Consider the following 15,438-nt stretch of genomic DNA (forward strand, 5'->3'; position numbering starts at 1 on the left):
CGTGCTCGGGCAGGCTGCAACCAGCGGCCCGCGCCGCTCAATCGTCCAGGCCCAGCTCCTGGATCTTCCGCGTGATGGTGTTGCGTCCGATGCCCAGCTTCTGTGCCGCCTCGATGCGGCGGCCGCGGGTGAGCTCCAGCGCCGCGTGGATCAGGCAGGCCTCGAACTGCCGCGTCAGCGCATCCCAGACATCGGGCCGGCCCCCCTCGAGCAGATGGCGCGCTTCCCGTTCCAGCCCGGTGAGCCAGACACTGTGGCTGGCATCGGGCAACGACGGCGCCGCGGGTGCGGTCGCCGCCAGCACGACCGCTTCCTCCGCCAGCAGGCCGGGCGGCCAGGACAGCGACACCGGGGCCGTCGATGTGCCGATCGCCGCGGGCGGTTCCACGCTGACCGGCGGCTTGGGCGAGACGGTGGCCTCGCCCAGCAACTCGGGAGGCAGGTCCTTGTCCTCGATCACCTGGGCCGGCGCCATCACCGTCAGCCAGTGGCAGACGTTCTCCAGCTGCCGCACGTTGCCGGGGTAGTCGAAGCCGGTCAGCCGCGCCAGCGCCGACTCGGAGATGCGCTTGGCCTCCACGCCGAGTTCCTTGGCGCTCTTCTGGAGGAAGTAGCGGGCCAGTGCCGGGATGTCCTCGCGGCGCTCGCGCAGCGGCGGCAGGCGCAACCGAATGACGTTCAGGCGATGGAACAGGTCTTCGCGGAAGCCGCCCTGCTTCACGCGCTCTTCGAGGTTCTGGTGCGTGGCGGCGATCACCCGCACATTGCTGCGCAGTGGATTGTGGCCACCGACGCGGTAGAACTGGCCGTCGCTCAGCACCCGCAGCAGCCGGGTCTGCAGGTCGAACGGCATGTCGCCGATCTCGTCCAGGAACAGCGTCCCGCCATCGGCCTGCTCGAAGCGGCCGCGCCGCATCGTCTGGGCACCGGTGAAGGCCCCGCGCTCGTGGCCGAACAGCTCGCTTTCAAGCAGGTCCTTCGGGATGGCCGCGGTGTTGATCGCCACGAAAGGCCCGCTCGCCCGCGGGCTGTGCTTGTGCAGGGCACGCGCCACCAGCTCCTTGCCCGAGCCCGACTCGCCGGTGATCAGCACCGTCACGTTGCTCTGGCTGAGCCGGCCGATGGCCCGGAACACGTCCTGCATGGCGGGCGCCTGGCCCAGCATCTCGGGCACCTCGGCATAGCGCTCGTCGCCCACTTCCTCGCGCACGCTTTCCTCCAGCGCGCGGCGGATCAGCTCGACCGCCTTGTGCAGGTCGAAGGGCTTGGGCAGGTATTCGAAGGCACCGCCCTGGAAGGCGGAGACCGCGCTGTCGAGGTCGGAGTAGGCGGTCATCACGATGACGGGCAGCCCCGGCAGGCGCTCCTTGACGCGCGCCAGCAGGTCGATGCCCGAGCCCCCCGGCATGCGGATGTCGGACACCAGGACCTGGGGCTCTTCCTGGTCGTCAAGCGCCGCCAGAACGTCCTTGGGGTTGGTGAAGCTGCGCACCGGCAGGTCTTCGCGCGCCAGTGCCTTCTCCAGCACGAAGCGAATGGATTGGTCGTCGTCAACGATCCAGATGGGTTTCATGCGCCGCCTGTGGTCCTTGTCTTCGGGCACCCCGCCCGCCGCCCGACCCGGCAAGGCGCAGGATCAGGGCAGCGGAATCAGGATCTTGAAGGCCGTGTTTCCGGGCTCGCTCTCGCATTCGATCGTGCCATGGTGCTGCTGCACGAAGGTCTGCGCCAGCGTCAGCCCCAAGCCCGAGCCGCCATCGCGTCCTGACACCAGAGGGTAGAAGATGCGATCGCGGATCGTCTCGGGGATGCCCGGTCCGTTGTCCTCGATATGCAATTCCAATGCCAGACGATAACGCTGCTTGCCCAGCGTGACCTGGCGGGCGATGCGCGTCTTCAGGCAGATGCAGGCGTCGCCGGCGGCGATGCGCTCGTGCAGCGCCTGGGCCGCGTTGTGCCCGATATTGAGCACGGCCTGGATGAGCTGCTCGCGATCGCCGCGGAATTCGGGAATGGAGGTGTCGTAGTCGCGCAGCACCTTCAGCCCGCGCGGGAACTCGGCCAGGATGAGCGAGCGCACCCGCTCGCAGACTTCGTGGATGTTGACGTCGCTCACCACATGCGGCTTGCGGTGGGGCGCCAGCAGCCGGTCGACCAGCGCCTGCAGGCGGTCGGCCTCATGGATGATGACCTGGGTGTACTCTGCCAGCCCCTTGGACTCGACCTCCATCTGCAGCAGCTGCGCCGCACCCCGGATGCCGCCCAGCGGGTTCTTGATCTCGTGCGCCAGGTTGCGGATGAGCTCCTTGGTGGCCTGGGCCTGGTCGAGCGCCCGCTCCTCGCGATCCTGCCGGGTCTGCTGCTCGATCTCCACCACCTCCACCAGGGCCAGCCCGGGCTGGTCGGTCTGCGTGACGATCACATGCACCGGCAGGGCGTCGGGGCTGACCATGCCGGGCCCTGGCGGGCGGCGCAGCTGCCCTTCGAAACGGCTGATGGAGAAGTCGTTGCGGGCGACCGCCGCCACCGTGTCGCGCACCACCTCGGGCTCGGCGAACCAGTCGAACAGCGAGCCGCGCAGCATGCTGCGCCGCGACAGGCCCAGCACGGACTCGAAGGCGGAATTGACGAACAGGCAGGCACCGTCGGTGTGCACCAGGGCCACCATGGTGGCCAGGTGATCGAAGGCCAGGTAAGGCGTTTCGGCGAACGCCCGCTCGCCCGACGCCTGAGCGGCGGGCATGCCGGGAAGGACGGCAGGCGCCCGTCGGCTCACTGCGCCGGCGGCAGCTTGCCGATCTCGCGCTTGATGGAGGCGATGTCGCTCTCCTTGCGGCTGATGCTGGCCTTCAGCTCGGCCACCCGGTCCAGGTACTTCTGGTAGTTGCGCTCGTCGCCGCGGCGCTCGGGTTCGCCGTTGTTGTATTCCTTCTGCAGGGCGTTGAGCTGCTCTTCTTCCTTGCGCAGCTCGCTTTCCAGGATGCGGCGCGACTCGCCATCGCGTGCGCGCTGCTCGCTGGCAGGCACCTTGGAATCGGCCGGTCGCCCGGCCGGCGGCGGCGCAGCCCCGCCGCCCTTGCCGCCGCCCTCGGACTTGCCTTCGCCTGGCGAGCGGGTCTGCACCACGGTGACGTTCCCCCCCTCCAGCGGCTTGCAGCCGCGGGTCTCGGCTTCTTTCGCTGTGATGGAGTTGGTGAAGTTGTTACCCGGGCAGCGGTAGACGACGCTCTGGGCCCAGGCTGCGCCGCAAGTGAGCGCACTCAGCACGACAAACAGGGAAACGCGATGACGAGGCATGGTGATGGTACTTGGGCGGTGTCCGGCGGACCTCATTGGACCGCAGGCGCGGGCGGCGGTTCGCGCCGGACGGCGCCCAGTATCGAGGAAAACCGCCGCGGTCGCCAATTCTGCACGGTGGCGGCGGTTCCAAAACGACAAAAGGGACGGCACAGGCCGTCCCTTTGCGTGACACCGGCCAGCCCGGCGGCTGGCCCACCGCCCTCAGGCGCTGTAGTACATGTCGAACTCCACCGGGTGGGTGGTCATGCGGAAGCGGGTCACTTCCTGCATCTTCAGCTCGATGTAGGCGTCGATGTAGGCATCGGTGAACACGCCGCCCTTGGTCAGGAAGGCGCGGTCCTTGTCCAGGTACTCCAGCGCCTGGTCCAGGCTGTGGCAGACGGTCGGGATCTTCGCGTCTTCTTCCGGCGGCAGGTGGTACAGGTCCTTGGTGGCGGCTTCGCCCGGGTGGATCTTGTTCTCGACACCGTCGAGGCCGGCCATCAGCAGGGCGGAGAAGGCCAGGTAGGGGTTGGCCAGGGGATCCGGGAAGCGCGCCTCGATGCGGCGGCCCTTCGGGTTCGCCACATAGGGGATGCGGATGGATGCCGAGCGGTTGCGCGAGCTGTAGGCCAGCTTCACCGGCGCCTCGAAGCCCGGCACCAGGCGCTTGTAGCTGTTGGTGCTGGGGTTGGTGATGGCGTTCAGCGCGCGGGCGTGCTTGATGATGCCGCCGATGTAGTACAGCGCGAACTCGCTCAGGCCGCCGTAGCCGTCACCGGCGAACAGGTTCTTGCCGTCCTTCCAGACCGACTGGTGCACGTGCATGCCCGAGCCGTTGTCGCCAACGATGGGCTTGGGCATGAAGGTCGCGGTCTTGCCGTAGGCGTGGGCGACGTTCGTGATGATGTACTTCTGCAGTTGCAGCCAGTCCGCGCGCTGCACCAGCGTGCTGAACTTGGTGCCGATCTCCATCTGGCCGGCGTTGGCCACCTCGTGGTGGTGCACTTCGACCGGGATGCCCATCGATTCGAGGATCAGGCACATCTCCGAGCGCAGGTCCTGGCCGGAGTCGACCGGCGGGACCGGGAAGTAGCCGCCCTTGACGGTGGGGCGGTAGCCGGTGTTGCCGTGCTCATATTCCTTGCCGGTGTTCCAGGCGGCGTTCTCGGCCTCGATCTTCACGAAGCAGCCCGACATGTCCACGTTCCAGCGGATGTTGTCGAAGATGAAGAACTCGGGTTCCGGGCCGAAGTAGGCGGCGTCGCCGATGCCGGACGACTTCAGGTAGGCCTCGGCACGCTTGGCCAGCGAGCGCGGGTCGCGCTCGTAGGGCTTGCCGTCGCCCGGCTCGATGACGTCGCAGGACAGCAGCAGCGTCGGCTCTTCGAAGAAGGGGTCGATGTTGGCGGTGTTCGGGTCCGGCATCAGCAGCATGTCCGACGCCTCGATGCCCTTCCAGCCGGCGATGGAGGAACCGTCGAAGGGATGGCCCGACGTGAACTTGTCTTCATCGAAAGCGGAAACGGGCACGGACACGTGGTGTTCCTTGCCGCGGGTGTCGGTGAAACGGAAGTCGACGAACTTGACTTCGTTCTCCTTCACCAGCTTCATCACGTCGGCGACGGTCTTGTTGGCCATCAGTTGCTCCTAGCGGACGGTTATATGGGCGGGGTACATGACCTGGCGCCCGCGAGGCCGCCAGGTGGGAGTTCGTCGACCCGACGGGTCGGCAAGCGCACGGGGATGTAGCAGAAAGTATGCCTAGTTTTGGCCCCTCCCCGCGCCGGCCGGCACCATCGCGGTTCAGCACGAAGCAGGGTGAAGCCTCGGAAAAGCGACTTCTTCTCGCCAGATGGGCGGCAAGTGGGATACGAACCGGACGCAGCCGGCACAAGCACTATTCCGGTGCATCCTGGCGCACCATTTTGGAACGCCTCGCGGCGGATCACCGCACCAGTTCAGGGCCGAGTTCTACACCATGGGCGGGCAACCCTGCCAGCAAGGCCGAATAGGCTTCGGCCACCTGCTCGCGCGGGCCTTTCACCCCCAGCTCGATATGACGGCCGTGCTCAGGGTGGTCGACGCTCGGCAGGCTGAAGACCTTGACTGGCTCGAAGCGCGCCTCGATGTCCTGCATGAGGGGGGTCAGCGCCGCCTCCATCGAGCCATAGACGATCACCGACTGCTCGATATGGTCGCGCTGGTGGCGGAACTCGGCATAACGGGTGTCGAGGACCCATTCGATCATCGGCCAAGCCATCACCGGGAAGCCCGGAACGAAGTGGACGCGGCCGACCGAGAAGCCCGGGATCTTGTTGTAGGGGTTGGGGATCAGCTCGCAGCCGGCCGGGAAGGCACCCATGTTGAGCCGGTGGATGTTGTCCGGATGGTCCGGCTCGAACGGCAGGCCCTGTTCGCGCGCCACCTCGGCCATGCGTTCCAGGATCAGCTCCCGCGCCTGCGGATGCAGCTCGAGGCCGACCCCCAGCGCGCGGGCCGCGCACTGGCGCGTGTGGTCGTCGGGCGTGGCGCCGATGCCGCCGCAGGAGAACACCGGCTCGGGACCGGCGAAGGCCTCGCGCAGCGCCGCTTCCAGGCGCTGCGGGTCGTCACCGACATAGCGGGCCCAGCCCAGGGCCAGGCCGCGGGCCGACAACAGCTCGATGACCTTCGCGAGGTGCTTGTCCTGGCGCTTGCCGGAGAGGATCTCGTCTCCGACGATGATGAGTCCGAATTGCATGGCGGTGTTCAGGAAGTGGGGGAAGGCAGGGTGGATGGGCCGGACGCCGCGCCCGGCACCTCGGCCAGGGGCCCGGGAGCAGCCTGCCGCTGGCGGTGCAGCGCGCTCAGGCCGTAGTGCGCGAACCAGAGGGAGAAGAAGGCGAACAGGAGGACATGCAGCCACACCACCGCCACCACGAGGATGGGGGCGATGATCAGGGCCTGGGGACTGACTGCAAAGAGCAGGGCCGGCGCACCGCCGGCATAGCCCGCCGCAGTGGCGATGGTCAGCAGCGGGCCGCGGTGCTCGCGGCGCAGGCGGCGACGCTCTTGCGGCGTGGCGTGGTCCGCCAGCGCGTCGTGGATCATCACCCGGTAGGCGAGCCAGCCCCACACCAGCGGCGGCAGCAACAGCGCCAGCGGCGGAATCAGCCACAGCGGCATGGTGACGAGCAAGGCCACCAAGGCCACCGCGGTGGCAGCGAGCACCCAGCCGGCGGCGCGCCAGGCGGATTCGCGATGGCGTCGCTCGAGCTGCGGGAAGCGCCGGGCGACGACCAGTTTCACCATGGACGGCGTCATGCACAGGCCCACGGCCAGCACCGAGGCCACCACGACGAAGGGCACCGACAGGCCCACCACGATGATCTGCTGGAACACCGCCCGGTAGCCGACGGCGCCCAGTGCACTGAGCCACTTGGTCAGCGCACCCATCAGCGTCCAGTCGCTGATGCGCTCGGCGACCGCATCGAGCGCATCCTCCCAGAAGAACCAACCCAGCCCGAAGCTGGCCCCGCCGACCAGCAGCAGTGGCAGCAGCGACAGCAGGATGACGCGCCAGTGCAGGCAATAGGCCAGCGCACGCCAGAAGGAATCGACCATCAGCTTCATGGCGCGCAAGCTTAAGCGAGTTTGGCGGGTTGCCGCGGTACCGGGCGGCTCATTCGGCATCGCCCTTCGACATCAGCCGCTCCCAGCCGTCGCGCCCCAGTCGGCGCAGCGTCTGCATGTTGGCTTCATAGATGGCTTCGGCCTCGGGGAAGGCCTCGACCGCACGGTCGATGCTCGCTTCGCGCAGCAGATGCAGCGTGGGATAGGGCGCCCGGTTGGTGTAGTTCTCGATGTCGTCCTCGGCGGTGCCGGCAAACTGGTAGCGAGGGTGGAAGTCGGCGATCTGCAGCTCGCCCACCAGCTCCAATGAGGCGAGCAGATCGTCGGCGTCGGCCAGGAAATCATTGAAGTCCAGGAAGTCCTCCAGCATCCCGGGCAGTACCAGCAGCGTGGTGTCGGTCTCGCCCGGATCGACGGCCGCCAGGTGCAGCAGCTCCCGGCGCAGGTCGTCAAGCAGCGCCCGCGGCGTGGTGGCACTGCTCACCACGTAGCGGATCTGCCCCTTCACCGCGACCGCCTTGGCGAAGGGGCACAGGTTGAGGCCGATCACGGCCCGGTCCACCCAGCGGCGCATCTCGGCCACCACGTTGTCGATGTTCTGCAGTTCGCTCATGTCGGCAGTGTAGAGCGGCCCATGCGGGGAAACCCGATGTATTGCTAGACTGCACTCATGTTCGGCAGACAGGAAGGGAAGCGATGGCGGCAGTGAACAATCCTTCGGCTCCTGCACGTCCGCGCGTCGTCATTGTCGGCTGCGGCTTCGGCGGCCTGGAGGCGACCCGCGCACTGGCGCGGGCGGACGTCGAGATCACGCTGATCGACCGCACCAACCACCACCTCTTCCAGCCGCTGCTCTACCAGGTGGCCACCGCCGGGCTGGCCGCCCCGGCCATCTCGGGGCCGATCCGCCACATCCTGCGCCGCCAGATCCGGGACGGCCGCCTCACCGTGCTGCTCGGCGAGGTCACCGGCATCGACGCCGCCCGCCGAGAGGTCCGCCTCAACGACGGGGCCCGTCTGCCCTATGACCACCTGATCGTCGCGACCGGCGCCACGCACAGCTATTTCGGCAAGGACGGGTGGGCCCGCCATGCCCCGGGGCTCAAGACCTTGTCGGACGCCTTCGACCTGCGCAACCGCGTGCTCAAGGCCTTCGAGCAGGCCGAGCGCTACCCCGAAGAGCGCGAGGACTGGCTCACCTTCGTTGTCATCGGCGGTGGCCCCACCGGCGTGGAGATGGCCGGCACGCTGGCCGAGATCGCCCACCACACACTGCATGACGAGTTCCGCCGCATCGACTCCCGGCAGTCCCGGGTGGTGTTGATCGAGGGCAGCGACCGCATCCTCGGCAGCTACCCGCCGGAGCTGTCCGAGAAGGCGAGCCGGCAGCTCGAAAAGCTGGGCGTGGAGGTGCGCACCGGCTGCCGCGTCACCGACATCCAGCCGGAGTGCGTCACCGCCCAGCCGGCCGATGGCGCCGCGCCCTGGCAGTTGCGCACCCGCACGGTGGTGTGGGCCGCGGGTGTGGCCGGCTCGGCGCTGGGCCGGGCGGTGCAGGCAGCCACCGGCGCCACGCTGGACCGGGCCGGCCGGGTGGTGGTGCAGCCCGACCTCAGCGTGCCGGGCCACCCTGAGATTTCAGTGATCGGCGACCTCGCCTCGGCCAAGAGCTACCCCAGGCGCGGCGACCCCACCCCCGTGCCGGGCGTGAGCCCCTCGGCCAAACAGATGGGCCGCCAGGCCGCCGCCAACATCCTGCACCGCCTGCGCGGCGAGCCGACGCAGCCCTTCCGCTACGTGGACTACGGCTCGCTCGCCACCATCGGCCGCAAGGCCGCGGTGGCCCAGGTGGACCTGCCGCTGCTGGGCACCGTGCGCTTCAGCGGCTACCCGGCCTGGCTGTTCTGGCTGTTCGTGCACATCTATTTCCTGATCGGCTTCCGCAACCGCCTGATGGTCCTGACCGACTGGGCCTGGGCCTACTGGACCTTCCAGCGCAACGCCCGCCTGGTGGTCGAGCCGGCCAGCACGGCCGCCCTGCCCCCACCCAGCCAGATGGAGACACCACGATGACCCCGACGCTCATTCGGCTGCAGGACAGCCTGGCCGCGGCCCGCCGGGCCGAGCTGCCCGTCAGCGGCCTGGTGGCCACCTGGCGCGCCGGCGTGGCCGAACTGCCGCCGTTGCCACCTCGCTACGGCCAGGTGCTGGAGGCGCTGCTGACCCAGCTGGAATCGGGCAGCCTGTTCACCGAGGAAAGCTGCTCCTTCAGCCAGCAAGACCTGATGGACAAGCTGCATGGCTGGCTGGAAAAGGCCGCCGAACAGTTGCAGCCGCCGCCTGCCTGAGGGCCTTGCGGCCGGGCACGCGGTTCAGCGGCGCTTGATGAAGTCGATCACGCCCTGCAGGGTGAGCGGATCGTCGTCGAAGGCGCCATGCGTGGCGGCTGCGCTGGCCGGCCCCGGCGCCAGGTGCTGCGTCACGTTCGGCAGGCCGGCCAGATAACCCTCGGCGTACTTCTGAAGGCCGAGCAGCGGCGTACTCACGCCGCCCTCGAAGGACTCGGACACCAGGTAGAGGATGGACCGCCGGTAAGGACCGCAGCTGCCGTCATCCTGCTCGGCGCGATCGGTCAGGTGGAACTGCTGGTAGCGCTTCACGCTGCCGTCGCGCAGGCGCGGCGCCACCAGGGTGTCGAACAGGTCGAGCCGCACGCCGGGCGCCAGGAAGCTGAGCGACTCGAAGTGCATGCCCTGCTTCACCAGCCGGTGCACGATGTGGCTGTGCACCACGCTGCCGGCGGAATGCGCCACCAGGTGCAGCCGTACCTGGCCGGCCTGCACCGCCTCGCGGAAATGCTGGTAGAGCAGCACCGCGCCGGCCTCGGCATGGCCGCTGATGGCATCCGCGTTCTGCTTCACCTCGTCCCAGATGAGCGTGCCGGGTCGCGACAGCAGCCGCTCCAGCCGCTGGTTCCACAGGCGCTTCATGCTGTCGGCCAGGCCCCCCGTCAGGCGGGGCACGCCCTTCACCGCATCCTCCAGCCGGTTGAGCACGGTGGTCCAGAAGTCGGTCTCCCACATCAGGAAGACCGGGAAGATGCGTTGCCCGTAGAGCTGCGGCACCCAGCGCGCGGCGACGGTCGCCGCGTCCTGCTCGCTGACGATGCCGCCGTGCGCGTACACGCACACGTCCACCGGCTGGTCCTGCAGGCCCCAGCGCTCGCGCGCCTCGCTCAGGTGCAGGTCGACCAGGGCCCGCACGTCGTCGACCTGTGTGCGGAACACGCCCGAATTGCTCAGGAAGCCGTTGTTGCCGACGTTGACGACGAAGGGCGACAGCTCCCGGTCGCGCAGCACCTCGTTGGCCGGCAGCAGGACCTTGCCTTCACCACTGGTGCGCAGGGTGCTGGCGCGGGAGATCGCACGATGCTCCTGCGTCACCACCCCGAGCTGGGCCACCCAGCAGTCCATCGCATTGGCCAGCCAGTCGTCGTAGCTCAGCAGTGCCAGGCCGTAGCTGCCCCACTGCACGCCCCAGGAGTTCTGGATGAGGAAGCCGACCTCGTTGTATCCCACGATCGCGAAGGCATGGCCCGGGTGCAGCGTGCGATCGCCGTCCCAGGGAATGGTCCAGATGGACTTGAAGCCATTGGGGCGCGCCGCACGGTGCGGTGCCTCGAAGCCGGACTCCCAGGCCGGGTGGCAACCGGCGCTCGCGAACAGGATGCCCACCTCGTTCAGCGCGGCATGCAGGTCGGTGATCTGGTCCACCGCAACCCGGTAGTAGGAGCCGAGCGGCCGGTTCACCGCGTCGAGCCACCAGTCTTCGTCGGGATCGTTGCTGGCGCCGGGCATCGCGACGCCGGTGGGCCACAGCGCATCGTCGCAGGCGCCGTGCTTGAACCAGCCCTTGAGGGCGCCACGCAAGCTGCTGCCCTCGTCCTCCACCGAGCCGGGAAACTCGTCATAGCGGCGCGCCATGGAGTACAGCATGTACGGTGAAATGCTGGGCGCCCGTTCCCGCCCGCTTTTCCTCAGCAGGTGCTCCACCACGCTGGACAGCGCAAAGCCGGTGCAGGCCCGGGTCTCGCCCTGCTGCTTCACCGGCAGCGCAATGCCGGGAAACAGCGCAGTGGCCGGCGCCACCGAGACATTGGGGATGAAGAGGCGGTCGCGCAGGTCGATCGCGTCGGGCCGGGCCGAGCGCAGCGGCTTCGGCGGCGCCGCAGAGGCTCGGCCCAGCAGGCGGGCGGCCGACGCACGGGTTCTTGCCTCCGACCTCGACGCAGGAGCTCGGGTTGCAGCCATGGTTGTCTCCCTGGAATGTCACCTGTTTTGGGCATGGTCGACATCGCAAGGAACTGCGTCAATCCCCAGTTATATGGGAGGCCCCTGCTTCCCTTGGGTGCTTGACAGGCCGGCGGGCGGGGACGGGGCGCTCAACCGGGCCGCCGCCGTGCGGCCACCCAGGCAGCCACGCCGAGGCCGCTGAGGGCCAGCCCGTAGGGGCCCGGTTCCGCATCAAGTGCCAACTGGCCAGCGGTGGCCTGCCACAACGCGGCACCACCGCAGGCAAGGGCCACGATGGCGGTCCAGACGATCTTGCGGTTCATCTCAGGGTTCTCCCGGTACGACATGAGGGGCAGTACACCCGGATGCGATGACCTGCCCATGACAGGACACTGCCGCTTGCATTTCGCTTCACAGCAGAAGCACGGCGCGGGCGGCCTGGAAATGGAAAAAGGGGCGGCTGGTGCCGCCCCTGTCCGACGTCTCGAATGCGGGATTAGCGCGAGATCGGCTTGTAGCGCATGCGCTTCGGGCGGGCGCCTTCTTCACCGAGGCGGCGCTTCTTGTCGGCCTCGTACTCCTGGTAGTTGCCGTCGAAGAAGACCCACTTGGAATCGCCTTCGGCCGCCAGGATGTGGGTGGCGATGCGGTCGAGGAACCAGCGGTCGTGCGAGATCACCATCACGCTGCCGGCAAACTCCAGCAGCGCGTCTTCCAGCGCGCGCAGGGTTTCCACGTCCAGGTCATTGGACGGTTCGTCGAGCATCAGCACGTTGCCGCCGGTGGCCAGCGTCTTGGCCAGGTGGAGGCGGCCGCGCTCACCGCCGGACAGGTTCTTGACCAACTTCTGCTGGTCATTGCCCTTGAAGTTGAAGCGGCCGATGTAGGCCCGCGACGGCACCACGAACTTGCCGACGACCAGATTGTCGAGCCCGCCGGAGACGTCCTCCCACACCGTCTTGTCGCCCTGCAGCTCGTCACGGCTCTGGTCGACGAAGGCCATCTTGACGGTGCTGCCGATCTTCACGGTGCCGCTGTCGGGCTGCTCCTTGCCGGCGATCATGCGGAACAGCGTGGACTTGCCCGCGCCATTGGGGCCGATGATGCCGACGATGGCACCGGCCGGCACCTTGAAGCTCAGGTCGTCGATCAGCACGCGGTCGCCGAAGCTCTTGGTCACGTTGGTGAACTCGATCACCTCATGGCCCAGGCGGTCGGCGACCGGGATGAAGATTTCCTGCGTCTCGTTGCGCTTCTGGTAGTCGTAGTCGCTCAGTTCCTCGAAGCGGGCCAGGCGGGCCTTGCTCTTGGCCTGCCGGCCCTTGGGGTTCTGGCGCACCCACTCCAGCTCCTTCTTCATCGCCTTCATGCGGGCGTCTTCGGAGCGCTGCTCCTGCTCCAGCCGGGCTTCCTTCTGCTCCAGCCAGGTGCTGTAGTTGCCCTTGTAGGGGATGCCGGAGCCGCGGTCGAGTTCAAGGATCCACTCGGCTGCGTTGTCGAGGAAGTAGCGATCGTGGGTGATGCCCACCACGGTGCCCGGGAAGCGGGCCAGGAACTGCTCCAGCCACTCGACCGATTCAGCGTCCAGGTGGTTGGTGGGTTCGTCGAGCAGCAGCATGTCGGGCTTGCTCAGCAGCAGCCGGCACAGCGCGACACGGCGCTTCTCACCGCCCGAGAGGTTCTTGATGGCCGCCTCCCAGGGCGGCAGGCGCAGCGCGTCGGCGGCCAGCTCCAGCTGCAGGTCGGTGTTCTCGCTGCCGGAGGTGGCGATGATGGCTTCCAGCTCGGCCTGCTCGGCGGCCAGCTTGTCGAAGTCGGCATCGGGCTCGGCGTAGGCGGCATAGACCTCGTCGAGCCGCTTCTTGGCGGCCAGCACGCCGCCAATGCCCTCTTCCACCGCCTGGCGCACGGTCTGGTCGGGGTTCAGCTCGGGTTCCTGGGGCAGGTAGCCGATCTTGATGCCGGGCATCGGGATCGCTTCGCCCTCGATGTCCTTGTCGATGCCGGCCATGATCTTCAGCAGCGTCGACTTGCCGGAACCGTTGAGGCCGAGCACGCCGATCTTGGCGCCGGGGAAAAAGCTGAGGGAGATGTCCTTGAGAATCTGCCGCTTGGGCGGGACGATCTTGCCCACGCGGTTCATCGTGTAGACGTATTGAGCCATGGCGTGACGTGTCCTGAGGTTCTGTGAAGCAAAAAGCGCGGAAAAACCCGCGCATACCCGGCTATTGTCGCCGCAACCCGGGTCGCTGTGGAAAGGCCGCACACCGCGGGCCGGCACGCACCGGCGCGAACGGGTACAATTGCTCCCGCGGCGCCACTTCCAGTCACGGCGCCGCGGTCGTTTCAGACTCCTTCACACCCCATCTGCCTACGACTGGTGCCCTCCACGAGCGGCAACAGGCCGATCATCGACGCTCCCTGGCAGGAGCGAATTCCCGGATGAAATTTGCTGAACTCGGCTTGGCCGAGCCCATCTTGCGCGCCGTGCAGGAACAGGGCTACGACACCCCGACCCCGATTCAACTGCAGGCCATTCCCGCTGTCATCAGCGGTGGCGACCTGCTCGCCGGTGCCCAGACCGGCACCGGCAAGACCGCCGGCTTCACACTGCCGCTGCTGCACAAGCTGGCGGCCACCAAGGTGGTACGCGACGCACGCGGCCGCCTGCCCATCCGTGCCCTCATCCTCACCCCCACCCGCGAGCTGGCGGCGCAGGTCGAGGAAAGCGTGCGCACCTACGGCAAGTACCTGCCGCTGAAGTCCATGGTGATGTTCGGCGGCGTCGGCATGGGCCCGCAGGTCGACGCGCTGCGCCGCGGCGTCGACATCCTGGTGGCCACCCCTGGCCGCCTGCTCGACCACCACCAGCAAGGCACGCTGGACCTCAGCAAGGTCGAGTACTTCGTGCTGGACGAGGCCGACCGCATGCTGGACATGGGCTTCATCCACGACATCAAGAAGGTGCTGGCCATCGTGCCGGCGCAGAAGCAGAGCCTGCTGTTCTCGGCCACCTTCTCGGACGAGATCAAGGCCCTGGCCGAGCGCCTGCTGAACAAGCCACAGGTCATCGAGGTGGCGCGCCGCAACACCACGGCCGAGACGATCGCGCAGAAGATCCACCCGGTGGACCGCGACAGCAAGAAGGAACTGCTGGCCCACCTGATCAAGCAGAACGACTGGCACCAGGTGCTGGTGTTCACCCGCATGAAGCACGGTGCCAACCGGCTGGTCGAATTCCTGCAGAAGGAAGACATCACCGCGATGGCCATCCACGGCAACAAGAGCCAGGGTGCCCGCACCCGTGCGCTGGCCGAGTTCAAGACCGGCGAGCTGCAGGTGCTGGTGGCCACCGACATCGCGGCGCGCGGCATTGACATCGACCAGTTGCCGCACGTCGTGAACTACGAGCTGCCCAACGTGCCGGAAGACTATGTGCACCGCATCGGCCGCACCGGCCGCGCCGGCGCGCAGGGCGAGGCGATCTCGCTGGTGTGCGTCGACGAGGAAGGCTTCCTGCGCGACATCGAGAAGCTGATCAAGCGCCAGATCCCGCGTGAGGTGGTGCCCGGCTTCGAGCCCGACCCGAATGCCAAGCCCGAGCCGATCAAGCTCGGCCGCATGACCCTGCATGGCGGCCTCGGCGGCAGCCGCAGCGGCGGCGGCGGCGGTGGTGGTGGCGACCGGGCTGGCGGCGGCCGCTCCGGCGGACGGCGCCCGCAAGCGGGCGGTGGCCAGGGCCAGGCTCCTGCGCGTGCCGCGCAGGGTGGCGGCCAGGCTCATGGCGGCGGCAACCGGGCCCCGGCACCGGCACGCCCGCAGCAGCACGCGCCGCGTTCGGCAGCAGGCGGCCAGGGCCAGCCGGCCGGCACCCCGGCGCGGCCGGCCAATGCCGGCGCGTCTCGCAGCGGACAAGGCGGCGCGGGGGGTCAGCGCAGCGGCACGTCCTCCGGCAAGCCCGCCGGGCAGGGAGCTGCCCTGCTCGGCGGCAAGCCGCCGCGTCGCTGAAGCGACTCCACGGGCCGGGCGCCTGCCCGGCCCTGCCACCCGGCCCGCCCTTGGCCCCTCGCCATGGCTGCGGGCCTTTTGCCTGGCGCCCGGCTCGCCGGCTGTGCCTCATGCGCCGCCGGCGGCTGACTTGCCTCCCCTGAGCTGAGGGGGGATCGAGACTCCCTGAGCACGCGCCGCTCGACTACGATGGCGCCGCCCCGAACGGGCCGCCACGGCAGCGCCGCGGCGCAGAATCACGGAT

At 68.4% G+C, this 15,438-nt stretch carries 13 protein-coding genes; 3 read left to right on the plus strand and 10 right to left on the minus strand.

Annotation, left to right across the window (positions count from 1 at the left end):
* Positions 1–37: 37 nt before the first annotated feature.
* From ntrC to N7L95_RS25055, 7 genes are all read right to left on the minus strand, one after another.
* A complete protein-coding gene (gene ntrC, locus N7L95_RS25025; RefSeq protein ID WP_301260338.1) occupies positions 38–1,573 on the minus strand; it encodes a nitrogen regulation protein NR(I) in 1,536 nt (511 codons plus the stop codon).
* A gap of 63 nt (positions 1,574–1,636) precedes the next feature.
* Positions 1,637–2,743: a nitrogen regulation protein NR(II) gene (gene glnL / locus N7L95_RS25030; protein ID WP_301260339.1), complete on the minus strand. Its 1,107-nt coding sequence runs from the start codon at positions 2,741–2,743 to the stop codon at positions 1,637–1,639.
* A gap of 29 nt (positions 2,744–2,772) precedes the next feature.
* Positions 2,773–3,297, minus strand: coding sequence for a hypothetical protein (locus tag N7L95_RS25035; protein ID WP_301260340.1), 525 nt, complete (start codon positions 3,295–3,297; stop codon positions 2,773–2,775).
* Positions 3,298–3,501: 204 nt separating this feature from the next.
* Entirely contained in the window at positions 3,502–4,920 is a 1,419-nt protein-coding gene (glnA, locus tag N7L95_RS25040; RefSeq protein ID WP_301260341.1) for a type I glutamate--ammonia ligase, read from the minus strand.
* Positions 4,921–5,227: 307 nt separating this feature from the next.
* Positions 5,228–6,022: a competence/damage-inducible protein A gene (locus N7L95_RS25045; RefSeq protein WP_301260342.1), complete on the minus strand. Its 795-nt coding sequence runs from the start codon at positions 6,020–6,022 to the stop codon at positions 5,228–5,230.
* An 8-nt stretch (positions 6,023–6,030) separates the two neighbouring features.
* Positions 6,031–6,894, minus strand: a complete 864-nt coding sequence (locus N7L95_RS25050) for an EI24 domain-containing protein (RefSeq protein WP_301260343.1) — start codon at positions 6,892–6,894, stop codon at positions 6,031–6,033.
* 49 nt (positions 6,895–6,943) lie between these two features.
* A complete protein-coding gene (locus N7L95_RS25055; protein WP_301260344.1) occupies positions 6,944–7,507 on the minus strand; it encodes a DUF1415 domain-containing protein in 564 nt (187 codons plus the stop codon).
* 83 nt (positions 7,508–7,590) lie between these two features.
* On the opposite strand from N7L95_RS25055, the gene N7L95_RS25060 reads away from it, so the two are divergent.
* Positions 7,591–8,967, plus strand: a complete 1,377-nt coding sequence (locus tag N7L95_RS25060; RefSeq protein ID WP_301260345.1) for an NAD(P)/FAD-dependent oxidoreductase — start codon at positions 7,591–7,593, stop codon at positions 8,965–8,967.
* Positions 8,964–9,242: a hypothetical protein gene (locus tag N7L95_RS25065; protein WP_301260346.1), complete on the plus strand. Its 279-nt coding sequence runs from the start codon at positions 8,964–8,966 to the stop codon at positions 9,240–9,242. The genes N7L95_RS25060 and N7L95_RS25065 overlap by 4 nt, the downstream gene beginning before the upstream one ends.
* Before the next feature lie 24 nt (positions 9,243–9,266).
* Here N7L95_RS25065 and N7L95_RS25070 read toward each other — a convergent pair whose 3' ends face one another.
* From N7L95_RS25070 to ettA, 3 genes are all read right to left on the minus strand, one after another.
* On the minus strand, positions 9,267–11,204 hold the full coding sequence (locus tag N7L95_RS25070; RefSeq protein WP_301260347.1) for a C1 family peptidase: 1,938 nt from the start codon (positions 11,202–11,204) through the stop codon (positions 9,267–9,269).
* Positions 11,205–11,335: 131 nt separating this feature from the next.
* Positions 11,336–11,509, minus strand: coding sequence for a PEP-CTERM sorting domain-containing protein (locus tag N7L95_RS25075; protein ID WP_301260348.1), 174 nt, complete (start codon positions 11,507–11,509; stop codon positions 11,336–11,338).
* Between the two features lie 173 nt (positions 11,510–11,682).
* Positions 11,683–13,350, minus strand: coding sequence for an energy-dependent translational throttle protein EttA (ettA, locus tag N7L95_RS25080; protein ID WP_301260349.1), 1,668 nt, complete (start codon positions 13,348–13,350; stop codon positions 11,683–11,685).
* Positions 13,351–13,628: 278 nt separating this feature from the next.
* On the opposite strand from ettA, the gene N7L95_RS25085 reads away from it, so the two are divergent.
* Positions 13,629–15,194 carry a DEAD/DEAH box helicase gene (locus N7L95_RS25085; protein ID WP_301260350.1) on the plus strand — a complete coding sequence of 522 codons (1,566 nt, stop codon included), beginning with the start codon at positions 13,629–13,631 and terminating at the stop codon, positions 15,192–15,194.
* The last annotated feature ends 244 nt before the right edge of the window (positions 15,195–15,438 follow it).

Source organism: Eleftheria terrae, from assembly GCF_030419005.1.
Lineage (GTDB): Bacteria > Pseudomonadota > Gammaproteobacteria > Burkholderiales > Burkholderiaceae_C > Caldimonas > Caldimonas terrae.